At 55.2% G+C, this 21,428-nt stretch carries 21 protein-coding genes and 1 tRNA gene; 8 read left to right on the top strand and 14 right to left on the bottom strand.

Going from position 1 to position 21,428, the window contains the following annotated elements:
• The first annotated feature begins 27 nt into the window (after window positions 1-27).
• Both WA429_RS00650 and WA429_RS00645 read left to right on the top strand, forming a co-directional pair.
• The gene (locus tag WA429_RS00650) at window positions 28-891 is read left to right on the top strand and encodes an AraC family transcriptional regulator (RefSeq protein ID WP_287464540.1); all 864 of its coding nucleotides are present in this window, start codon (window positions 28-30) and stop codon (window positions 889-891) included.
• Between the two features lie 136 nt (window positions 892-1,027).
• The gene (locus WA429_RS00645; RefSeq protein WP_101246622.1) at window positions 1,028-1,690 is read left to right on the top strand and encodes a BON domain-containing protein; all 663 of its coding nucleotides are present in this window, start codon (window positions 1,028-1,030) and stop codon (window positions 1,688-1,690) included.
• Here the strand turns inward: WA429_RS00645 and WA429_RS00640 are convergent, their stop codons facing one another.
• Window positions 1,691-1,921: a hypothetical protein gene (locus WA429_RS00640; RefSeq protein WP_287464541.1), complete on the bottom strand. Its 231-nt coding sequence runs from the start codon at window positions 1,919-1,921 to the stop codon at window positions 1,691-1,693.
• Between WA429_RS00640 and WA429_RS00635 the strand changes: the two genes are divergently transcribed.
• From WA429_RS00635 to WA429_RS00620, 4 genes are all read left to right on the top strand, one after another.
• A complete protein-coding gene (locus WA429_RS00635; protein WP_336107178.1) occupies window positions 1,820-2,752 on the top strand; it encodes a SirB1 family protein in 933 nt (310 codons plus the stop codon). The two genes, WA429_RS00640 and WA429_RS00635, sit on opposite strands and share 102 nt — an antisense overlap.
• Window positions 2,753-3,427: 675 nt before the next feature.
• A complete protein-coding gene (locus WA429_RS00630; protein WP_287464542.1) occupies window positions 3,428-4,417 on the top strand; it encodes an adenosine kinase in 990 nt (329 codons plus the stop codon).
• Window positions 4,418-4,838: 421 nt separating this feature from the next.
• Window positions 4,839-6,650 carry a translational GTPase TypA gene (typA, locus tag WA429_RS00625; RefSeq protein WP_101247013.1) on the top strand — a complete coding sequence of 604 codons (1,812 nt, stop codon included), beginning with the start codon at window positions 4,839-4,841 and terminating at the stop codon, window positions 6,648-6,650.
• A 165-nt stretch (window positions 6,651-6,815) separates the two neighbouring features.
• The gene (locus WA429_RS00620) at window positions 6,816-8,387 is read left to right on the top strand and encodes an AmpG family muropeptide MFS transporter (protein WP_114112081.1); all 1,572 of its coding nucleotides are present in this window, start codon (window positions 6,816-6,818) and stop codon (window positions 8,385-8,387) included.
• Window positions 8,388-8,546: 159 nt separating this feature from the next.
• On the opposite strand, the gene ptsN is transcribed toward WA429_RS00620, so the two are convergent.
• The 13 genes from ptsN to rph all read right to left on the bottom strand — a co-directional run bounded on the left by ptsN (window position 8,547) and on the right by rph (window position 19,249).
• A complete protein-coding gene (gene ptsN, locus WA429_RS00615; protein WP_028791622.1) occupies window positions 8,547-9,011 on the bottom strand; it encodes a PTS IIA-like nitrogen regulatory protein PtsN in 465 nt (154 codons plus the stop codon).
• Window positions 9,012-9,049: 38 nt separating this feature from the next.
• The gene (hpf, locus tag WA429_RS00610) at window positions 9,050-9,646 is read right to left on the bottom strand and encodes a ribosome hibernation-promoting factor, HPF/YfiA family (RefSeq protein WP_101246625.1); all 597 of its coding nucleotides are present in this window, start codon (window positions 9,644-9,646) and stop codon (window positions 9,050-9,052) included.
• 162 nt (window positions 9,647-9,808) lie between these two features.
• Complete coding sequence (gene rpoN / locus WA429_RS00605; RefSeq protein WP_287464543.1) at window positions 9,809-11,380, bottom strand: RNA polymerase factor sigma-54; 1,572 nt, start codon at window positions 11,378-11,380, stop codon at window positions 9,809-9,811.
• 76 nt (window positions 11,381-11,456) lie between these two features.
• Complete coding sequence (lptB, locus tag WA429_RS00600; protein WP_114112083.1) at window positions 11,457-12,296, bottom strand: LPS export ABC transporter ATP-binding protein; 840 nt, start codon at window positions 12,294-12,296, stop codon at window positions 11,457-11,459.
• Window positions 12,297-12,311: 15 nt separating this feature from the next.
• On the bottom strand, window positions 12,312-13,190 hold the full coding sequence (locus WA429_RS00595) for an LptA/OstA family protein (protein WP_114112084.1): 879 nt from the start codon (window positions 13,188-13,190) through the stop codon (window positions 12,312-12,314).
• On the bottom strand, window positions 13,187-13,894 hold the full coding sequence (gene lptC / locus WA429_RS00590) for an LPS export ABC transporter periplasmic protein LptC (RefSeq protein WP_101246629.1): 708 nt from the start codon (window positions 13,892-13,894) through the stop codon (window positions 13,187-13,189). The genes WA429_RS00595 and lptC overlap by 4 nt, the downstream gene beginning before the upstream one ends.
• Before the next feature lie 3 nt (window positions 13,895-13,897).
• On the bottom strand, window positions 13,898-14,905 hold the full coding sequence (locus WA429_RS00585) for a KpsF/GutQ family sugar-phosphate isomerase (protein WP_101246630.1): 1,008 nt from the start codon (window positions 14,903-14,905) through the stop codon (window positions 13,898-13,900).
• A gap of 151 nt (window positions 14,906-15,056) precedes the next feature.
• Window positions 15,057-15,668: a ribonuclease D gene (locus WA429_RS00580; protein ID WP_101246631.1), complete on the bottom strand. Its 612-nt coding sequence runs from the start codon at window positions 15,666-15,668 to the stop codon at window positions 15,057-15,059.
• A gap of 245 nt (window positions 15,669-15,913) precedes the next feature.
• Window positions 15,914-16,069, bottom strand: coding sequence for a superinfection immunity protein (locus WA429_RS21405; RefSeq protein ID WP_353799156.1), 156 nt, complete (start codon window positions 16,067-16,069; stop codon window positions 15,914-15,916).
• A 229-nt stretch (window positions 16,070-16,298) separates the two neighbouring features.
• Window positions 16,299-16,385, bottom strand: a tRNA-Leu gene (locus WA429_RS00575).
• A gap of 168 nt (window positions 16,386-16,553) precedes the next feature.
• Window positions 16,554-17,747, bottom strand: a complete 1,194-nt coding sequence (gene hemW, locus WA429_RS00570; RefSeq protein WP_206926495.1) for a radical SAM family heme chaperone HemW — start codon at window positions 17,745-17,747, stop codon at window positions 16,554-16,556.
• A gap of 111 nt (window positions 17,748-17,858) precedes the next feature.
• Window positions 17,859-18,455 (bottom strand): RdgB/HAM1 family non-canonical purine NTP pyrophosphatase, encoded by a 597-nt coding sequence (gene rdgB / locus WA429_RS00565; RefSeq protein WP_101246633.1) that lies wholly within the window; start codon window positions 18,453-18,455, stop codon window positions 17,859-17,861.
• 77 nt (window positions 18,456-18,532) lie between these two features.
• Complete coding sequence (gene rph / locus WA429_RS00560; RefSeq protein ID WP_286886513.1) at window positions 18,533-19,249, bottom strand: ribonuclease PH; 717 nt, start codon at window positions 19,247-19,249, stop codon at window positions 18,533-18,535.
• A 302-nt stretch (window positions 19,250-19,551) separates the two neighbouring features.
• Here rph and hrcA point away from each other — a divergent pair, with 302 nt between their 5' ends.
• A complete protein-coding gene (hrcA, locus tag WA429_RS00555) occupies window positions 19,552-20,610 on the top strand; it encodes a heat-inducible transcriptional repressor HrcA (RefSeq protein ID WP_101246635.1) in 1,059 nt (352 codons plus the stop codon).
• Between the two features lie 51 nt (window positions 20,611-20,661).
• Window positions 20,662-21,306: a nucleotide exchange factor GrpE gene (grpE, locus tag WA429_RS00550; protein ID WP_101246636.1), complete on the top strand. Its 645-nt coding sequence runs from the start codon at window positions 20,662-20,664 to the stop codon at window positions 21,304-21,306.
• Window positions 21,307-21,428: the final 122 nt, after the last annotated feature.

The raw sequence follows: 21,428 nt of genomic DNA, 5'->3' as shown, positions 1-21,428 counted from the left end.
TTCTCCATCGGGTCGGATAATCAGGTGATGAAAGAAGCAGTAGATCAAAGCACCGATCCCGGTATTGAACGTTTGTGCAAAAAGCGTGAACGCTTTATTGCCGCCCCGACCAGCGACGGGATCGAGCGGATCGAAGCCCGGTTTTATGGCAATATGTTCAGCCCGCACCGCCACGACACCTATGCGCTGGGCATCACCATGCAGGGTGTGCAAACCTTTAACTATCGCGGGGAATTTCGCGCCAGCAATCCGGGCAATGTCATTATCCTGCATCCCGACGAAATTCATGATGGCGGGGCGGGCACCGAAGACGGATTGCGATACCGCATGCTGTATCTTGAACCGGCGCTTTTGCGCAGCGGTCTGGATCATGAGTCCGATCCCCTGCCCTTTGTCGGTGAGCCAGTGATCAATGATCGGGTTTTATGGTCGGTTCTGGCATCGGTTCTGGGCGAACTTGATTGCGATGTTGATCCCCTGCTGCGTGACCAGTTTGTCGCCGATATTGCCCAGCGCCTGTCACTTCATGGCAAATCACCGTTAAAGCAGCCGCGCTTTAATGCCGCTGCACGCATGGAACAGGTCCGCGCCTTTCTGGAAGACAATTTCGACCGACCGGTACAGTCCGATGAACTTGAACAGATTGCCGATATGGACCGCTATCGCCTGATCCGGCATTTCCGGGCCCGGTTTGGCACGACCCCGTATCGCTATCTGATGATGCGCCGCCTGCAAAAGGCCCGGGCCCTGATGGTTCTGGGTCAACCGCTGGCCGGGATTGCGGCCGAAACCGGGTTTTCAGATCAAAGCCACTTCAACCGGCATTTTCGCCAGACCTATGGCGTGACACCGGGACGCTGGGCAGGACTGATCGCCGAAAGGGCGCATTGAAGCCATCCCGTTCCGATCAACATGCAAAAAGATGCATTTTTGCTGATAAACTGGTCGGGATTTTAAAACTCTTTAACCCCAAGGCGCGATGATTGCACCCGGAAGACTGAGGGAATCGGGGGCGAGACATCACCATATGTCGTCAAAAACGGACATTGAATGGCATCTGACCACCAGACCGCCAGATCATGCCAACCGTCATTTGCGCGCGGTCAGGTATCTGGTATTGGCCGGGTTCTGTCTTTTGCCATTGTCGGGATGCACATCGCTTGTAATCGGTGCCGGGGCCACGGCCGGGGTTGCAGCCCTTCAGGAACGTGGTCTTGACGGTGCCGTCAGTGACACCGCGATTACCGCAGAAATCTGGCAGAAATTTCTGTCAAAAGATGAGAAACTGTTTCTCGATATCGAAATCGAAGTTGTCGAAGGCGAAGTCCTGCTGGCCGGTCGCGTACCGTCCGTCGCAGATCAGCTTGAAGCGGTACGATTAAGCTGGCAGGTCGATGGCGTCAGAAGCGTCATTAACGAAATTGATGTCGGATCGGGCATGTCACTGATGGACAGTGCCGGCGATCTGATCATCACCACACGGATCAAGACCGCGCTGATGTTTGATGGCGATGTTTTCGCGATCAATTACAGCATCGAGACCGTAAACGGTACAGTGCATCTGATGGGCATTGCCCAGAACGAACGCGAACGTGAACGGGTTATTTCGCATGCGCGTGAAACCAGCTATGTAAAACGCGTGGTCAGTCACATCCGCCTGAAAGATGACGTCAACCGGCAAGGGACCTGATCAATTAGTACCGTAAGCCACATCATCGCACCGACCGATCCGGACCGCCAATGGCTTGTCGATTACGCCAAGGGCCAAAAACCTGACGCCAGCGTTGCGGAGGCTGCCCTTCATTTTGCCCGGCTCAATCTGGCAGAAGACGGTCAGAAACGCGATATCGCGCCATATCTTCGTCATCTCGATGACCTTGCCGACCAGCTGCGGGCCGAGCTGGCCCGCATAACCCTGCAACCGGACTTTGTCACATTGTCCGATATTGCGGGCCTTCCGGTCGACGACAAGGAAGCCGAACCGACCATTGAACAAGTGGTCAAAGGCCTTCAGACAGTGATTGCCGAACGCAACGGCTTTCAGGGCGACATGGAAAATTACGATGACATGGCCAATGCCGACCTGTTGCAAGTCATTGAACGCAAGCGCGGCCTGCCGGTTGCACTGGGCTTGCTTTACATCCATGCGGCCGAACGATGCGGCATTACCATCACCGGGATCGATTTCCCCGGCCATTTCCTGTTGCGGGTCCAGGCCAATGGCAAACGCCGCATGATCGATCCGTTCCACGGGGGCATTACCCTTGGACCCGCAGAATTGCGCGAATTGCTGAAATCTTTTAGCGGGCTTGATGCCGAACTTGAGCCCCGCCACTATCGCCCGACAAGCAATGTCGATATATTGTTACGACTTCAAAACAATATAAAGGTCCGGGCCCTGCGCGCAGGCGAACTGGCCCTTGCGACCCGTGTGATCGAACACAGTTTGCTGATCGCGCCCGACCATGAAGGGCTTTGGCATCAGCTTGGTGCGCTTTATGCACGTCTTGATCAGGACCATATGGCACTTGGCGCGTTTGAACAGTTTGTCATGCGCTGTGACGACCCGCTTCATCGCGCCCGGATCGAAGCCGTGATCGAAGAATTGCGCGAACGGCTTGAACGGGAAGTCGCCAATCAGGATGATCCGGGCGTGATTTCCGCACCATCAGAAAGTTCCGATCAATCGCGCAGCGATCCACAACAAAAATCCAACGCGCCGATCCCGCTTTTCCCCGATCTGAATTCCTGATTTCCCCAAAATCACCTATGCTCGCCAGATGCAATGCGGCCGGATTCCGTCATCTGGCCTTGCACGACCTTTATAAGCTCAGGTCACGAAAATCCATATGAAATGGCTTATATTCCAATATAGAGTTAAATAAATAATCCTATACGTGATAAATTAGACTGTTATCTTTAAACCTAAATACAAACAAACTGGCCCGTACGATTTTTCAAGATCACTGAATGCCGGTGATTATCGGGCACAAAATCATCAAAAAATGCTTGTTTCGGTATTTTTTGCCTAATTTCGGCGATCTGACCATTTCGTGCATCAGGAAACCCTGAAGAATGCGCAAAGCCCCGGAAATCGGGGCTTTTGACCATAGACATGCGATGGCGACCGGATCGACGGAACCGTCATCTGCCCGAAGATCGAAATTGAAACCGGATTCAGATCGAATTTCGTGGTGACATTGCCTCAAAAAACATCTTTTGCAGTTTTTTCGGTTGTTAACGGCAGGTTAAACAACCGGCCACGAAACGGTCGCGACACTTGCACCGTGAACAGCAATGCATATACTCCGCGCCAGTCAGTTTTTAGGCGCTTGATCATGGCCATCTGCCAGATCGGCCCGCCTGTGCGGTCAACCGGGTTCAATACGGTGCCGTTCAAACCGAACAAATTGCAGGAATGAACTATATGAACGACACCACAGTCGACGTCGTCGGTATTGGCAACGCCATTGTTGATGTCCTTGCCCATTGCAAGGAAGAAGACCTGACCCGTCTGAAGCTTGTCAAAAACTCCATGACCCTGATTGACGCGGAAACCGCAGACAGTCTGTATGAACAGATGGGCCCGGGTATGGAAATGTCCGGTGGGTCGGCAGGCAACACCATGGCCGGCATCGCAGCCCTTGGCGGCAAGGGTGCCTATATCGGCAAGGTGCGCGACGATCAGCTTGGCCAGGTTTTCCGCCACGATATCCGTGCAATTGGCGTTCAGTTCAATTCCGCACCGGCCACGGCCGGTTCGCCGACCGCGCGCTGCCTGATCTTTGTCACCCCGGATGGCCATCGCACCATGAACACCTTCCTTGGTGCCTGCACCGAGCTTGGCCCGGACGACATTGACGAAGATCTGATCAAATCGGCCAAAGTCACATATATGGAAGGCTATCTGTGGGATCGCCCCGAAGCCAAGGAAGCCTTTGTCAAAGCGGCCAAGGTCGCCCATGAGGCCGGTCGGCAGGTTTCCATCAGCCTGTCTGATTCATTCTGTGTTGACCGTCACCGCGATTCATTCCGCGATCTGGTTCATCACCATATCGACGTGCTGTTTGCCAACGAAGAAGAAATCAAGTCGCTTTACGAAGTCGGCACCTTTGAAGAGGCCCTGGCCGAAGTTCGCAAACACTGCAAGGTCGCAGCCCTGACCCGTGGGGAAAAAGGCGCGGTTATCGTTGCCGAGAACGAACTTCACGAAATCAGCGCCGAACCGGTCGCCAAGGTGGTCGATACAACAGGTGCCGGCGATCTGTTCGCATCAGGCTTCCTGTATGGCTATACCCAGGGTCACGAACTTCCGGTTTGCGGGCAGCTTGGTGCGATTTGCGCATCCGAGGTGATTTCGCATATGGGCGCGCGCCCGGATGCGGATCTTAAGGAACTGACCGCAAAGGTCATCTGACCGGAAACCGGTGCCTTTCAGCGCCGTCTGCAAAGATTTCACGGGACGGCAACAATCCGTTGTCGTCCCGTTTTACGTTACCAAAGACCCCGATTTCCGGGCATTGCAGCGCAACACAAACATTGACTTTATACAAAGTTTAGCGCAAACAGCCCGCATTGCAGAAAAATCAACCCCGCATGGCGCGCACAAAGCTGGTCATTCGCCTCCACATTGGCTATGACAGGGCGGCCTTCGGGCAAGATACACAATGCCCGGACCAGTAAACATTCAGCATATGCCGTGTTCTAGAGTTGCGCGGATGACCGAGCGCCATCGGTCATAAGGCTGCTGAATATCTACTGGCCTTGAAACGTTTTACTGACCGATGCGCATGGGCAAGCCCCGGCGCGCGGCATTTTTATTTCTGGAGTCCGCGCCAATGAGCTTGCGCAATATCGCCATCATCGCCCACGTTGACCACGGCAAAACCACGCTGGTCGATTCCATGTTCCGTCAGTCCGGTGTCTATCGTGACAACCAGCGCGTAGATGAACGCGCAATGGACAGCAACGATCTGGAACGTGAACGCGGCATTACCATCGTTGCAAAACCGACGGCTGTTCAGTGGGGTGATACCCGCGTAAACATCGTCGATACCCCGGGCCACGCCGATTTCGGCGGTGAGGTCGAACGTATCCTGTCCATGGTCGAAGGCGTTGTTCTGCTTGTTGACTCGGCCGAAGGTCCGATGCCGCAGACCAAATTCGTTCTGGGCAAGGCGCTTAAACTTGGTCTGAAACCGATCGTTGTCATCAACAAGATCGACCGTCCTGACCAGCGTGCCGAAGAAGTCCTTGACGAGATTTTCGATCTGTTCGTATCGCTCGAAGCAACTGAAGAACAGCTCGACTTCCCGGTTCTGTATGCATCGGGTCGTGACGGCTGGGCTGCTGAAAGCCCGGAAGGCCCGAAAGAAAACCTGACCCCGCTGATGGAACTGGTTCTGAACCACGTTCCGGCACCGGACGTCAATGTCGATGCCCCGTTCGCGATGCTGGCAACCATGCTGCATGCTGACAACTTCCTGGGTCGTATTCTGACCGGTCGTGTCTATCAGGGCCGTGCGAAACTCAACATGCCGGTAAAGGTTCTTCGTGGCGATGGCACGGTTGAAACCGGCCGTCTGTCCAAACTGATGGGCTTCCGCGGTCTGGAACGTGTCCCGCAGGACGAAGCTGTTGCCGGTGACATCATCGCAATTGCCGGCCTGACCGAAGCAACCGTTGCCGACACCATCTGTGCAACCGACGTCAACACCGCAATCGAAAGCCAGCCGATCGATCCGCCGACCCTGGCAATGACCTTCTCGGTCAACAACTCGCCGCTGGCCGGTCAGGAAGGTGACAAGGTTACCTCGCGCATGATCCGTGCCCGTCTGGAACGCGAAGCCGAAGGCAACATCGCGATCAAGATTGGCGAAACCGCCGACAAGGATGCATTCGAAGTTGCCGGTCGTGGTGAACTTCAGCTCGGCGTTCTGGTTGAAACCATGCGCCGCGAAGGTTTTGAGCTTTCGATTTCACGTCCGCGCGTTCTGTTCCAGGAAATCGACGGCGTAATGTCCGAGCCGTACGAAGAAGTCCAGGTTGACGTTGACGAAGAATATTCCGGCGTCGTGGTCGAGAAAATGAGCCTGCGCAAGGCTGAAATGACCGACATGCGCTCAAGCGGTGGCGGCAAGACCCGTATCATCTTCCTTGCGCCGTCGCGTGGCCTCATTGGCTATCACGGTGAATTCCTGACCGATACCCGCGGTACCGGCGTTATGAACCGCGTGTTCCATTCCTATGGCCCGGTCAAGGGTGCGATTGCAGGCCGCCGTAACGGCGCACTGATTTCCAACGATCAGGGCGATGCCGTGGCCTATGCACTGTTCGGTCTTGAAGATCGTGGCATCATGTTCATCGAACATGGCGAACGCGTCTATCAGGGCATGATCATCGGTGAACATAACCGTGACAACGATCTGGAAGTGAACGTGCTCAAGGGCAAAAAGCTGACCAACGTTCGTGCATCGGGCAAGGACGAGGCTGTTACCCTGACCCCGCCGCGCCGCATGTCGCTTGAAGAAGCCCTGTCCTACATTCAGGACGACGAACTGGTCGAAGTCACCCCGCAGAGCGTACGTATCCGCAAACTGCACCTTGACCCGAACGTTCGTAAGCGCGAAAGCCGCAAGAAAGAAGGCTAAGCCTTCCTTCTAGCAACAGATTTCAAAAGGGCCGGTCCAGTGGATCGGCCCTTTTTTCGTGGCAGACCGGATCTTTGCCACCCGGCCGGTGGTGGTTGCGGATTGGCTATTCATTAACCTGTTTGCACTAGCTTCTTCGCAGCGTGTTTCAAGTTGGGGGAATCGATGCACAGCACAGAAAAGCGAAGCTGGGGTGAAGCCTTTGGCGCCTTTATTCATCCACGCGTCATTACGATGCTGTTTCTGGGCCTGTCGGCGGGCATTCCCATCCTTCTGATTTTCTCCACCCTGTCGATCTGGCTGCGCGAGGCCGGCGTTGACCGGTCGACCGTCACCTATTTCAGCTGGGCCGCCCTTGGCTATTCCTTCAAGTTTGTCTGGGCGCCATTGATTGACCGGCTGCCTTTTCCGGTTCTGCACGGGCTTCTGGGCCGTCGGCGCAGTTGGCTGATCATTGCGCAGGCCTGCATCATTGCTGCCATCCTGTGGATGGGCCTGACCGATCCGGCCGAAAACCTGACCATGATGGCTTTTGCGGCCGTGGCTCTTGGCTTTGCATCGGCCACACAGGATATCGTTATTGATGCCTACCGGATCGAGGCCGCCGATGCCGACCTTCAGGCAATGATGAGTTCGGCCTATATTGGTGGTTACCGGATCGGCATGATTGTCGCCGGTGCCGGTGCATTGACGATTGCTGGCCTGTTTGAGGCCGAAGGCACCTATCAGCACTTTGCCTGGACCGTTGCCTATGGCTGTATGGCGCTTGCCATGTGTGTTGGCGTTATCACCACGCTTCTGGTGCGTGAACCCGATGCGCCCAAAACACAAAGCAAATATTTCCATGAAACGTCAGACTATCTTCGTTTTCTGGCGATGTTTGCGCTCACTGTCATCGCCTTTATCCTTGCCAATATCTATGCAGGCGACCTTACCGACCCGCTCAAGACCGGCCTGACCGATGCCGGGATGATCAAGGAGCTGTCCGGCTTTATTGCCGGGACGCTCAAGCTTGCGATCGCAGTCGGTTTTGCCATTCTGGTTGCCTGGCTGACCACGCGGGTCGGCCTGACGCCGACCGGAATGGTGCAGGAAACCTATATCTCGCCGGTAAAGGACTTCATCGACCGTTATGGCAAGGTTGCGATCATCATTCTTGCCCTGATCGGGGTTTATCGCATTGCCGATATCGTCATGGGCGTGATGGCCAACGTGTTTTACACCGACCTTGGCTTTTCCAAGGAAGAAATTGCTGCCGTCTCCAAGACATTCGGCCTGTTCATGACCATTGGCGGCAGTTTCCTGGGCGGGGTTCTGTCGGTACGTTATGGCGTGGTCAAGATCCTGTTTCTTGGCGCCCTGCTTTCGGCCATTACCAACATACTGTTCGCTTTCATGGCGCAGCTTGGTCCGGATACCACGATGTTTGTCGTCGTGATCATGGCCGATAACCTGTCTGGCGGTCTCGCCACAGCGGCCTTCATCGCCTATCTGTCGGGCCTGACCAACATTTCCTTTACCGCCATGCAATATGCGATCTTCAGTTCGATCATGACCCTGTTCCCGAAAATCCTTGCCGGTTTCTCGGGCACCGTGGTGGATGCGGTCGGATATAGCTGGTTCTTTGTCGGTACCGCCGTGATCGGAATCCCGGTTCTTTGGCTTGTGGTGCTGGCCGGTCGGATGACCGATACCAAAGACACGACCAAACCCGATGCCTCAGCCCAGGATGCCTGATATCGGTGCCTGATGCTGAAACCTGATGCTGATCTGGCGCAGATGCCCTTTGATCACAATCGGTCTGCCCAAAAGAAAAACCGGACGCCAGCAAAGCGTCCGGTTTTTTAAATCTGGTCTGTCTGCATTACGGGGACTACCCGCCTTTCACTGACCGTTTCAAGCGGCCTGTTCGGCCTCGTCCTGGGTCAGCAATGCATAGATCGCGTCGGCGGAACCCGCCCCGCGCAGCTTGTCGCACATGCCCTGATTACGCAGCAGACGCGAAATCCGCGCCAGTGCCTTCAGGTGATCGGCACCGGCTTCTTCGGGTGCGATCAGCATGCAGAAAAGGTCGACCGGGTGTTCATCAACCGCATCGAATTCGATCGGGTTCTGAGCACGGGCAAAGACCATGTAGAGCCGATCAAGGTCATTGAGCTTGCCATGCGGAATCGCGACACCACCGCCTACGCCAGTGCTGCCAAGCTTCTCACGATCAAGCAGGACAGAGAAAATCTCGCTTGCGTCGCGTCCGGTAACTTCGGCTGCTTTTTCGGCAAGTTCCTCAAGCACAGCCTTTTTCGCACCGGACCGCAGTGCCGGAATGACCCCGGACGGGGTAAGTATAGATGATATGTCCATTTTTCGCGTTGCGTTGTTTGGCTCGGAATCCGTGTTCGTCACGCGCCACCAGCATCTTTATCGTTTGGATCAAGCCAACCGATATTGCCATCCGCGCGACGGTACACAACATTCAACCCGCCATGTTTGCCATTCCGGAACATCAGTGCCGGAATGTCCCCCAAGTCGAGCCGCATGACAGCTTCTCCGACAGAGAGCGTATCAATGCGATCCGGTGTCTCGGCGACAATCACCGGTTCAAACCCGTTTACGTGATCGTCATCCGAATGATCGTCATCTTCCTGTGCGATCACATAGTGAATCGCTTCAAGACGAGCCTGCTCGTGATGGTCCCGGCTTGCGTGATGATCACGCAGGCGCCGTTTATAGCGCCGCAACTGCTTGGCCACTCTGTCACAGGCTGAATCGAAGGCCGGATAGACTTCATCCGCCGACGCCTTTGCCTGTACCATCATGCCCTTGCCAACATGGACCGAAATTTGTGCCTGATAGAGATGTGCCTGTTTGGTGATCGTCACCGTGGCTTCGATCGCGTGATCGAAATATTTCTCTACCGCAGGGTCCAAGGTCTCGACGACGTGCTGCCGAAGAGCATCCCCAACGTCAAGTTGCTTACCGATAACCGTAATTTGCATGGATCGCCTATCCCCAGTTGAGTGACTTCCCAGTACATATGGATGTTTGGTGCCCCTCAATCAGGAGGCCGCACCATATTCCCTCGTCATTGCCAAGTCAAGATATGGGTATATTTCCTTTGATTGCAGTACGTTACAGTACAAATTTTCGAAAAAACGATGCTAGGAAGCACGTGATTTTTTTTCGCGCCGACGCTGGACCGACGAAGGAATGCGCATCGCTTCACGGTATTTTGCCACTGTTCGGCGGGCAATGTCGATCCCTTCCTTCCCGAGCAACTCAACGAGTTTGTCGTCAGACAAAATCTTTTTCGGATCTTCGTTATCAATCAATGACTTGATCCGGTGTCGAACCGCTTCGGACGAATAGGCATCCCCGCCATCAGATGACGAAATTGCCGTGGTAAAGAAGTATTTCAGCTCGAACATGCCGCGCGGTGTCGCCATGAATTTGCCGTTGGTCACCCGCGACACCGTACTTTCATGCATGCCGATGGCCTCGGCAATGTCACGCAGAATAAGCGGCCGCAGATGCGATACCCCGTGGGTAAAGAACCCGTCCTGCTGGCGAACAATTTCGCTGGCGACCTTCATGATGGTGGTCGCACGCTGATGCAGTGCCTTGACCAGCCAGTTCGCGGTTTGCAGCTTTTCACTCATGAAGCTGCGTTCTTCGCGGTCGCGCAGGCCCGATCCGATCTGGGCGACATAGTCTTCATTGACCAGAACACGCGGCAGGGCTTCGGAATTCAGTTCCAGATGCCAGTTGCCATTCCCCGCCGATCGCATCAGAACATCGGGGATGACCGGGGTTGCCACTTCGCCATCAGCTGTGCGCCCCGGGCGCGGATCCAGTGTCTTGATCTCGGCGATCATGTCGTGAAGATCGTCGGCATCAACACCACAGACCCGACGCAACCGGTCAAATTCGCGCTTTGCCAGCAGATCAAGATTGGCAAGCAATGCCGACATTGCCGGATCAAACCGGTTCATTTCGCGCAATTGCAATTCAAGACATTCGGCAAGATCACGGGCGAAAATGCCGACCGGCTCGAACCCCTGCATGATGCCAAGAACACGCTCGACCTCCGCCAGCGGGCATTCCAGGGCCTCGGACACCTCATCAAGATCACCGCCGACATAGCCGTTTTCATCAAGCATATCGATCAGATAGGACCCGATCATCCGCGACATGGCATCGGCAAAGGCGATATTGAGCTGATCATCAAGGGATTGGCGCAGCGTCGCCTCGTCGGCCAGGGTCTGTTCAAGACCGGGCAGATCATCACTGCTGCCCGCCCCGGATCCACCGGTCCCGCCGCCATAGGGCGACGCATAGTCGTGATTGCCCGCGACCGGTTCGCCATTGCGCGAAACTTCACCTTCACCGTCGTAAAGCGCGTCGCTTGACACATCAAGCGGGCCGTCATCCCCGCCCATGGTTTCACTTGCGGTCAGGCGATCAGTGCCAAACCGGTCTTCGCGGTCGGTGAAATTGTCACTGGATCGGCTGTCGATACCGTCATCGCCATTGCCAACAGCCCCGTCACCGGTCTCGGCAAAGGTCTGACCGGGGTCAGCCCGTTCCAGCAACGGGTTTTCCAGAAGTTCGCTGTCGATGAAATTGGAAAGCTCAATATTATTGAATTGCAGCAGCTTGATCGCCTGCTGCAGCTGGGGCGTCATGACAAGAGACTGGGACTGACGTAAATCGAGCCGCGCCTTCAGGGCCATTTATGCACTACCCCGTGTCAATCCGAACTCCCCCAAGACTGTTATGTCTGTCTGGTGTTTTCGTCTGGTATCGTGATCAGAGACTGAAACGATCACCCAGATAAACCCTTCGAACATCATCATTTCTGACGATTTCGTCAGGACCACCTTCCATCAAAACCCGACCGTCATGCAAGATATATGCCCGGTCAATAATGTCGAGAGTCTCGCGCACATTGTGGTCAGTAATCAAGACCCCAATGCCACGATCTTTCAGATGGCGGACAAGATCACGGATATCACCCACTGCAATCGGGTCAATCCCGGCAAGTGGTTCATCAAGTAGAACAAAGTTCGGATGTGCTGCCAGGGCCCGGGCGATTTCGCAACGGCGGCGCTCCCCGCCCGACAGCGCAAGTGCCGGCGTGCGGCGCAAATGTTCGATGGCGAATTCGGCCAGAAGATCTTCAAGATTCTGTTCGCGCTTGATGCGGTCATCCTCGACCACCTCAAGGACCGCCATGATGTTCTGTTCGACTGTCATACCACGGAAAATCGATGCTTCCTGTGGCAGATAGCCGATTCCAAGGCGCGCACGCTGATACATCGGCATTGCCGTAATATCACGCCCATCAAGGGAAATTGTCCCGCGATCCGATGAAATCAGCCCGGTAATGATATAGAAACTGGTCGTCTTGCCAGCACCGTTCGGCCCGAGAAGGCCGACAGCCTCGCCGCGCTGAACAGACACAGATACATCCTTGAGAACCGGGCGCTTCTTGAAGCTTTTGCCAAGATTATGCGCCACAAGCCCCTTGTTGGTCGTAATCAGCCGCGGACCACCTGCGGTCCCCGCCCCTGAGGATGCTTGTGCACCGGCAGACGCGCCTTGCGTCTTTGCGTCATCGGATTTTACGCCCTTGCGCGACCAGAACAAATTACCGACCTTTCCTCAGTTACCGGTCCCGGCGCCAGCCGGGCTTTTATTTTCATCTTTTTCAGGAACCAGCAGGCCGCGAACCCGGGCCTTGCCGTCACCATTGCCATTTGCCGTCAGACGACTGACACCGGTATTCAGATCAACAACCGCGCGATCCCCGTTCAACTGGTTCTCTCCGCGGGTGATCTTAACCGATCCGATCAATGTGGCGATACCTGTTTTCGCATCATAAACGCCCTGATCGCCCACGACAAAGTCGGTGGATGTGCGAATATTCACATTGCCCTGACCATCAATGCGGCGCAACTCGTTTGCACCGTCCTTGCCCGGTTCAAACCGTGCTGTCAGCGTATCACCACGCAGGGTCCGGTCCTCGGAGGTTGCAACCGCGTTGCCACGGGCCACTGCAATCCGCTCGGTCTCCCAATATTCAAGGCTGTCACGCGCCGTCAGGGTTTCCTTTGGCGTGGTGTATTTAAGGTTATCACCGGTCAGAACCACCACCGCCTGATCGATGTCATAAACTGCCTTGTCGCCGGTCGCGACATCGGTATCCGATGACAGTTTGACATTGCCGATCGCAATGATGCGGTAAATCTCGCTATTGCCGTCGCGATCACGATACAGCGCCTGAAGCTCATCGGCATCGACGCGCGATGTCCCGCGCTTGGCCACCGCATTGCCGCGGGCAATCAGGACCTGTTCGTTGCGACGCCATTCAATGCCGTTATCGGATTCGACTTCAAGACCGCCACTGCCATTTTGCGCCAGCCCCAGCGGATTGGCCTTTGCACCGTTTGGCAGCCCCGACAGAGCCAGCACAGCACCACCAAGCATCAGGGCCGCAACAAGCGTTCCGGTTTTTCGGCTCAGATGCCCCATTGCGATCATGACTTCCCTTTCAATGCGCTATCGAAAATCACCAGTTTGGACTTCCCGAGAAACCGGATCACCGCCCCCTTGTTTTCCAGTTCAAACCCGGAATCGGATTTGATCGTGCCGAACGGCCCCTGGCCATCGACCGGCACTGTCCCGCTTGCAGAACCGGAATTCATAGCGATTTCAGCTTCTTCGGTGTGAATTTCAAAGCCGTTATCGTGATACATATTGACCGTACCAACAAGATCGAGCATCCCGTTTTCTTCGGTATAGAACCCCTCATTGGCGGTAAGCGCGATCCAGGATCCGTCTTGCAGGGTGATGTCAGCCTGCGGCGCATCCAGATAGATATGTTCGTTGCGTTCCTGGGTTTCCGGGGTTTCAATGGCTTCGCGTGCGGTCACGGTAAAGGGCTGCTTTTTGCCATCCACACCAAAGAAACGCGGGTTGCTCATGGCAACATTTTCCATCAGATCTTCGGGGGATGTCGAAAACCCAAGGCGGAAGCCGCTATCCTGAACCTGTTCGATCTGCGGCCACAGCACCACAAGCGCCATCAGCGCCAGCGCAATCATCGGCAGAACGAATTTCAGCATGGTGACAATCATCCGTCGCAACGGATTGATACGCACCTCGCGGCGACCGGAAGGCAGCCGGTCGCGCGAAAGGCCTTCGGCCCTTTGCGATGCGACCTTTGGCGTGCCTTCGATACTCATTGCTTATGCCACTCCCGAACGCAGAAGATCATGGATATGGACAAGCCCCACCGGCACCTTGTTTTCATCCAGAACGAACAAGGCGGTGATGCTGCGATCATTCATGATTGCCAGAGCCTCGACCGCCAGCGCATCGGCATGGGTCACCTTGGGCCCGGCGGTCATGACATCGCCAACCTTCATCGCCACCAGATTGTCAGCCATATGACGGCGCAAATCGCCATCGGTCACAATCCCGATCAGCGCGCCATCATCGCCAAGCACCCCGACACAGCCAAAGGAATGGCTGGTCATGGTCACAAGGGCCTCTGACATCAGCGCGTCGCGCGCAATAAGCGGCAGGCTGTCTGCATCATGCATGACGTCATGAACATGCAGCAAACGCTGCCCCAGCTTGCCGCCGGGATGGAAAGTACGGAAATCATCGGCGCTAAAGCCGCGGCGCTCCATCAAGGTCACCGCCAACGCATCGGCAAGGGCCAGCATCGCCGTGGTCGAGGTCGTCGGAGCCTGTTTGTTCGGGCAGGCTTCCGGACTTGCCGGCAAAACCAGCGGACAGTCGGACTGCTTGGCAAGCGAGCTTTCCGGCTTACGGGTCATGCCGATCAGCGGCACGTTAAAGCGCCGGGTAAAGGCGATGATGTCGGACAGTTCCGGGGTTTCGCCGGAATTGGACAGGGCCAGAACCGCATCATCCTTGCCAATCATGCCAAGATCGCCGTGGCTGGCTTCGGCCGGATGAACAAAGAAGGATGGCGTTCCGGTCGAGGCAAAGGTTGCCGCGATTTTCTTGGCAATATGACCGCTTTTGCCCATTCCGGTAATCACCAGACGGCCCTTGAGGCCTTCGATCAGGTCAATCGCCTTGCAGAAATCACCATTGAGCGAGTCTGCAAGTTCGCGCAGTGCCGTGGCTTCGATATCAAGTACCCGGCGCGCAATCGCAAGATCGGCATCAGACGCCGGTGCGGGAGCATTTTTTGAGGTGGGAGCGATAGAGGTCACTGTCATCTGTTTCTTGTTTGCGTTTCCTGCCCGGAGATAAGGCACAAGGCCCCTTATGCAAGACCAATGAGCCGAAACTATGAACCTGACAGGTGTAGGGGTCAATTTTATTGAACCCCATACACCGCCATTCTTCACAGGCGGTTAACCGCAATGATTAATGGGCAAAAATATCGGTTTCTTCCCAACCCGACAGATCAAGCGTCGCACGGGTCGGCAGGAAGTCAAAACAGGCCTGGGCCAGCTCGGTACGGCCTTCACGGGCCAGACGACGATCAAGCTCTTCCTTGGCCTTGTGCAGATACAGCACATCGGACGCCGCATAATCGATCTGTTCCTTGGTAAGCTCGGCGGCCCCCCAGTCGGAACTTTGCTGCTGCTTGGAAATCTCGACCCCGACCAGTTCGCGCAAAAGGTCTTTCAGACCATGGCGGTCGGTATAGGTGCGGATCAGTTTGGAGGCGATTTTGGTGCAATAGACCGGCGCGCACCGCACACCAAGATATTTGTCCATAACCGCAATGTCGAAACGCCCGAAATGAAACAGCTTCAATACCGACGGATCGGCCAGCAGCTTTTTCAGGTTCGGGGCGCTGTAATCTTCTCCATCGAACTTGACCAGATGAGCATTACCATCCCCGCTTGAAAGCTGCACGACACACAGACGGTCGCGGTGCGGGTTCAGGCCCATGGTTTCGCTGTCGATCGCCACCACCTTGCCAAGGTCAAGATCGTCCGGCAGATCTCCGAGATGGAGGAAATTGGTCATCGCGGTTCTCCAAATGTCAGAATTTGCCTGTTCTTAACACAGCGAACCGCCGCTCGCATCGCAAAAGTCATGCCATTTGTGGGGTTTTATTCCTAAAATTGAACAGAAACTGCATTCTTCTGAATCCTATCGACGCCGACATCAGACTAGACGCTATACTTTTTTCCTTCAATGTAGTCGGCTGTTGCGAACTCAGCTCTCTTGCACTCAGCGACTTACTTAATTCGTAAAATTTGAGATGTGAGCTAATCGCTATTCCTGATGCTTTTCAGCGACCAGACGAGTGCCACAATCCATAGAATTATCGTAAAAGCGAGAATGTTGAGCACTAAAATGACAACCCTGCTTGGGTGGCGCCGTCTGAAAGCAATTATTGTCGGTATGAAATAAATTACCGCCATCAAAAGAAGCAGAACAATCTGCCAAACGCCTATTCCCACGTTTCAATCCCTCACAAGTTTTGAACAAGTCACTGATTTATTTACAGGATGGTGAAATCTAATATCACATCAACAACAAATACAAGTATTGGGACAACTTCGCACACGCAAAAGTTAATCCGAGATAAAACAATCCTGTTTTCAGGCCCAAAACGACAATACCCCAGCACATCAGAAATGTGCTGGGGTATGGTGCCCAGGAGAAGACTCGAACTTCCACGACCTAATGGCCACTGGCACCTGAAGCCAGCGCGTCTACCAATTCCGCCACCTGGGCATAGGGGCATCTGGTTTGTTCGGGCGGTGTCCGCCGGAACGGGGCGGAATATACGCGGTCAGCTTAAAGTGTCAACCAACTTTTTGATGGTTTGGTGAAACTAAATCGCGCAAAGCCGCCTTGGGCCGAAAACACACGGATTTTCCTTGGTTTTCGCGGATTTTCACATCACGCCGAATGGTCGAACAAATAGCCCAGAACACCATTCAGCCGGTTTCTGCCCTGCTGCGTTGCCCGAAGCCCCGCAGAATCACAGATCAGATCACCCGACGCGATCAGGGTTTCGAGCCGTTCCGAATCCAGCACATCACGTGGTGCCTTGCCAATGATCCGATCAAAACGCGATACCGGAATGGTTTCATTAAGCCGCAAGCCCATCATCACCATTTCAAGCAGGCGTTCATCCGCATCCAGCACAGTTTCTTCCTGCGTGCCATGGCCATGCTTTTCCACCCGATCCAGCCAGATTTCCGGTGCACGGTGGCGGCGCACCGCCATCGGGATGGTGCTGCCATCGGGTTGAATCACCGCTTCGCGGCCATGTGCGCCCGGGCCAATGCCCAGATAATCGCCATAGCGCCAGTAAACGAGGTTATGGCGGCTTTCCTGACCGGGCTTGGCGTGGTTGGAAACCTCATAACAGCGATACCCCGCCGCCTCGGTTTCTTCCTGGGTGATTTCGTAAAGTTCGGTGGCAAGGTCTTCGTCGGGCACCACCAGTTCGCCGCGCTGATGCAGGGTATAGAATTGCGTGCCCGGCTCGATGGTCAGCTGATAAAGCGAAATATGACCATTGGCGATATCAAGCCCTTCGCGCAGCTCCTGACGCCAGGCCTTGGGATCATGTTCCGGACGGGCATAGATCAGATCGAATGAAAAGCGATCAAACACCGTGGTTGCCACATCAAGGGCGCGCAGCGCCTCCTTGGCGGAATGGACGCGGCCCAGGAATTTAAGATCACGGTCATTGAGCGCCTGGATACCGATCGATACCCGGTTGATGCCATTCGCCGCAAAGGCCGAAAAACGGTCAATTTCGACCGTGCCCGGATTGGCTTCCAGCGTGATTTCAAGATCGTCCGTGACCTGCCAGAAGGTCTTGATATCGGCAATCAGCGCGCCCGCGGTTTCCGGATCCATCAGCGACGGCGTACCACCGCCAAAGAAAACCGACCCGACAACGCGCCCCGGATGACGTGCGGCACCCGCAGCAAGCTCTGCGCGCAGCGCCTTGCGCCAGCGGGCATGATCAACACTGTTCGCGACATGGCTGTTGAAATCGCAATAGGGGCATTTCGACAGACAGAACGGCCAGTGGATATAGATGCCAAACGGCACGGTTTCGACAAGGGGTGCGGACACGCGGAACTCTTTTAAATGCGGGAAGCAGGGCCATAAACTAACACGCACCGCCGATCATGACATCAGCGATGCGTGCATATGTTCAATGCAGGCTTTGGGCCTGTGAAAGGCTTATTCGAAGCAGGCCTTGACCAGCTGGGCAAAGGCATCGGCACGGTGGCTCATTTCATGCTTTTTGGCCGGGTCCATTTCGCCAAAGGTTTCGTCATATCCCTTGGGCTGGAAGATCGGGTCATAGCCAAATCCGTGACGACCGCGCTTCGGCCAGACGATTTCGCCATCGATCTTGCCTTCGAAATTCTCGACATGCCCATCGGGCCAGGCCAGTGACAGCGCACAGATAAAGGACGCCCGGCGATCCGGGTGGTTACCGATCCCGTTCTGGACCTTTTCCATCGCCATGTCGAAATCCTTGTCCGGCCCGGCCCAGCGCGCCGAATAGATCCCCGGCGCACCATCAAGGGCGGAAACCGCAAGGCCGCTGTCATCGGCCAGTGCCGGAAGATTGGCCCCCTTTGCCGCGGCCATCGATTTCAGCTGCGCATTGCCGATAAAGGTCTTTTCGGTTTCTTCTGGCTCTGGCAAATCAAGTTCGCCGGCTGAAAATACCTCGATCCCGAACGGGGCCAGCAATTCGCCAATTTCCTTGATCTTGCCTTTGTTATGGCTGGCAATCACCAGTTTCTTTTCCGTAAAACGACGCGCCATTTTTCTGCCTGAGATGCAATAAGGGTCAGATGTGAAAAGCGGCAGGTGGGATGCCTGCCGCAAACTGCAATTCCAGCTTAAAGGCCAAGGGCCTCGCGCTGTTTGGCAAACAGCTCTTTGCAGCCTTTTTCCGCCAGCGCGAACATCTTGTCATAAGAGTCGCGATCAAACGGCACGTCTTCGGCAGTTGCCTGCACCTCGACGATGCCACCATTGCCCGCCAGCACAAAGTTGGCATCAGCACCCGCATTGCTGTCTTCGGCGTAATCCAGATCAAGAACGGCCTCGCCTTCATAAATACCGCATGAGATGGCAGCAACCGGCTGGGTCAGCGGGATTTCCTTGATCAAGCCAAGGCGGCGCACGCCCTGAAATGCCAGATGGGCCGCGACATAGGCACCGGTGATCGATGCGGTACGGGTACCGCCATCAGCCTGGATGACATCACAATCCAGACGCATCTGCATTTCGCCCATGGCTTTCATATCGGCCACCGCACGGATCGAACGACCGATCAGACGCTGAATTTCCTGGGTACGGCCCGACTGGCCGCCACGGGCGGCTTCACGCTGCATGCGCGAATCGGTGGCACGCGGTAGCATGCCGTATTCTGCGGTGATCCAGCCTTTGCCGGAATTGCGCATCCAGCCAGGCACCTTATCCTCGACCGTGGCGGTACAAATAACTTGGGTGTCGCCGAATTTGATCAGGCAGGACCCTTCGGCATATTTCGAAACACCGGTTTCAATGGTTACGTCACGAAGCTGATCGGGGGTACGGCCGGATGGGCGCATGAGTGGGAACCTCTTGTTTGTAAGGTCAGGCCCTTGTGCCAAAGCAACAAAGGCGAACTGTCTGAAAATTTGGCCCAAAGTACGGTGCCACCCGCCAAAGGTCCAGCAGTTTCCCCGTCAAAATTGCGTCCGATTCGCACATCAATGACCCGGTCGGCAAACAACGTTTTCAAACCAAGGGCTTGAAGCAATGCAGCTTTCACCACGTGTGGCCCCGCGGTGTGATTGACGCCATCGCCTTGCCTGACTAAATTCTCAAAAGCATTGAGACAGCTTTGTCTGAACCGGTTGGCACAGAACAAATGGCGCATTTTGACGATACATTGCTGGGCGATATGAATGCGCGGTCACGTGAAGTGTTCCGCCAGATTGTCGATGCCTATGTCGAAACCGGCGAACCGATCGGGTCGCGGTCCATTGCCCGGCGCATGTCTGAAAATCTTTCGGCTGCAACCATTCGCAATGTCATGTCCGATCTTGAAGACATGGGTCTTCTGGTTGCACCGCATGTTTCAGCCGGCCGCCTTCCCAGTGAAAAGGGGTTGCGGCTGTTTGTGAATGCCCTGATGGAAGTCGGCGATCTTCCCAATGCCGAACGCGACCAGTTGACCAAGAATTGCGAACAGGCGGGCTATTCGCTTGATCAGATGCTGGGCGAGGCCACCACAATGCTTTCCGGCCTGTCACGCTGCGCAGGCCTGGTGGTTGCACCGAAAACCGATGGCATCCGGCTTAAACAGATTGAATTTGTCGCGCTTTCGCCCGGAAAAGTGCTTGCGGTTCTGGTGTCGCAGAACGGCACGGTTGAAAACCGAATCCTGGATGTACCGGTCGATTTGCCCGCCTCGGCATTGACAGAGGCGGCGAATTATCTAAATACCCGGTTGGCTGGAAAGACACTTGATGATGCAAGAGTACTGATCACAAAGGAACGTGATCAGCTCAAGCAGGAGCTTGATGATCTTTCGGCCAATCTGATTGATGCGGGCCTTGCGACATGGGCCGGCGGGGTCAAGGGATCGTCTCTGATCGTTAAGGGACAGTCCCAGCTGCTTGAAAATATCGATACGATAGAACAGCTTGAGACCGTTCGCCGCCTGTTTAACGTGCTTGAGGCCCGTGATCAGATGATTGAATTGCTCGATGTGACGACGGATGCCCAAGGCGTTCAGATTTTCATCGGGTCGGAAAATAAACTGTTTGGCGGATCGGGTCTGTCGATGGTGATTTCGCCCTATCAGAATGCAGAAGGCAGCATTGTGGGCGCAATCGGGGTTGTCGGACCGACCCGGATCAATTATGCCCGGATCATTCCGCTGGTCGATTATACCGCCAAGCTGGTCGGTCGACTGATTGGATAAATCGCGGCGCTGCGTGTCAGGCCGCACAACGTGAAAGTAGTAAGGTTAGCCATGTCGGAAACCGCAAAAAACAATCCGGAAGATCTGCAGGATGTAAATGCCGCAGAGGAAACCGCAGCTGAAGACGTCGCAGCAGAGGCGACCGAGGCAGAAAGCGAAGAAGTTGTTATCGAAGATCCGGTCGCAGCCCTTGAAGCCGAAGTCGCAGAACTGAAAGACCGTCTGTTGCGTCAGGCCGCCGAGGTGGAAAATACCCGCCGTCGCGCGAAAAAGGACGTCGAGGATGCCGGCAACTACGCCATCACGAAATTTGCCCGTGACCTTCTGGATGTGGGCGACAACCTGCGCCGTGCACTCGAAGCAGCCGGTGATACCTCCGATGCTGACCCGGCGATGAAAACGCTGGTTGACGGTGTCGAGATGACCGAAAAGGCGCTGCTCAAGGCGATGGAACAGAACGGCATCGAAAAGCTTGAACCGCTTGGTGAAAAGCTTGATCCGAACAAACATCAGGCCGTGTTTGAAATGCCGAACCCGGAATATCCGGACGGTCATGTCGCACAGGTCATGCAGGCCGGTTACGTGCTTAAGGGCCGCTTGCTGCGCCCGGCAATGGTTGGTGTGACCAAAAATCCGGCCGGCGAAGCCCCGGCCAAGGAAGACGGCCCGGGCAGCAATGTCGATACCTCGGCCTGATTGCCACAATATTCAGATAAACCGGTTTTAGCGGATCGGGTTTAGCAACCACCCCTGCCAGACATACTTGGCGGGGGTGTTTTGTTTGCATTAGGCTGTCGGGCAAAAGTCCCCTGCCAATC

This window comes from Thalassospira sp. CH_XMU1420-2 (assembly GCF_037029325.1).
In the GTDB taxonomy this organism is placed as follows: Bacteria; Pseudomonadota; Alphaproteobacteria; order Rhodospirillales; family Thalassospiraceae; genus Thalassospira; species Thalassospira povalilytica.
Note: the sequence above shows the minus strand (reverse complement) of the source record. Positions and strands in the feature narration are given on the sequence as shown.

Excerpts from the sequence above, each read along its gene's own strand:
- WA429_RS00650 (WP_287464540.1), top strand. The coding sequence starts at position 28 with ATGAAAGAAGCAGTAGATCAAAGCACCGATCCCGGTATTGAACGTTTG.
- WA429_RS00645 (WP_101246622.1), top strand. The coding sequence starts at position 1,028 with ATGTCGTCAAAAACGGACATTGAATGGCATCTGACCACCAGACCGCCA.
- WA429_RS00630 (WP_287464542.1), top strand. The coding sequence starts at position 3,428 with ATGAACGACACCACAGTCGACGTCGTCGGTATTGGCAACGCCATTGTT.
- typA (WP_101247013.1), top strand. The coding sequence starts at position 4,839 with ATGAGCTTGCGCAATATCGCCATCATCGCCCACGTTGACCACGGCAAA.
- WA429_RS00620 (WP_114112081.1), top strand. The coding sequence starts at position 6,816 with ATGCACAGCACAGAAAAGCGAAGCTGGGGTGAAGCCTTTGGCGCCTTT.
- ptsN (WP_028791622.1), bottom strand. The coding sequence starts at position 9,011 with ATGGACATATCATCTATACTTACCCCGTCCGGGGTCATTCCGGCACTG.
- hpf (WP_101246625.1), bottom strand. The coding sequence starts at position 9,646 with ATGCAAATTACGGTTATCGGTAAGCAACTTGACGTTGGGGATGCTCTT.
- rpoN (WP_287464543.1), bottom strand. The coding sequence starts at position 11,380 with ATGGCCCTGAAGGCGCGGCTCGATTTACGTCAGTCCCAGTCTCTTGTC.
- WA429_RS00595 (WP_114112084.1), bottom strand. The coding sequence starts at position 13,190 with ATGATCGCAATGGGGCATCTGAGCCGAAAAACCGGAACGCTTGTTGCG.
- lptC (WP_101246629.1), bottom strand. The coding sequence starts at position 13,894 with ATGAGTATCGAAGGCACGCCAAAGGTCGCATCGCAAAGGGCCGAAGGC.
- WA429_RS00585 (WP_101246630.1), bottom strand. The coding sequence starts at position 14,905 with ATGACAGTGACCTCTATCGCTCCCACCTCAAAAAATGCTCCCGCACCG.
- WA429_RS00580 (WP_101246631.1), bottom strand. The coding sequence starts at position 15,668 with ATGACCAATTTCCTCCATCTCGGAGATCTGCCGGACGATCTTGACCTT.
- WA429_RS21405 (WP_353799156.1), bottom strand. The coding sequence starts at position 16,069 with ATGGCGGTAATTTATTTCATACCGACAATAATTGCTTTCAGACGGCGC.
- rdgB (WP_101246633.1), bottom strand. The coding sequence starts at position 18,455 with ATGGCGCGTCGTTTTACGGAAAAGAAACTGGTGATTGCCAGCCATAAC.
- rph (WP_286886513.1), bottom strand. The coding sequence starts at position 19,249 with ATGCGCCCATCCGGCCGTACCCCCGATCAGCTTCGTGACGTAACCATT.
- hrcA (WP_101246635.1), top strand. The coding sequence starts at position 19,552 with ATGGCGCATTTTGACGATACATTGCTGGGCGATATGAATGCGCGGTCA.
- grpE (WP_101246636.1), top strand. The coding sequence starts at position 20,662 with ATGTCGGAAACCGCAAAAAACAATCCGGAAGATCTGCAGGATGTAAAT.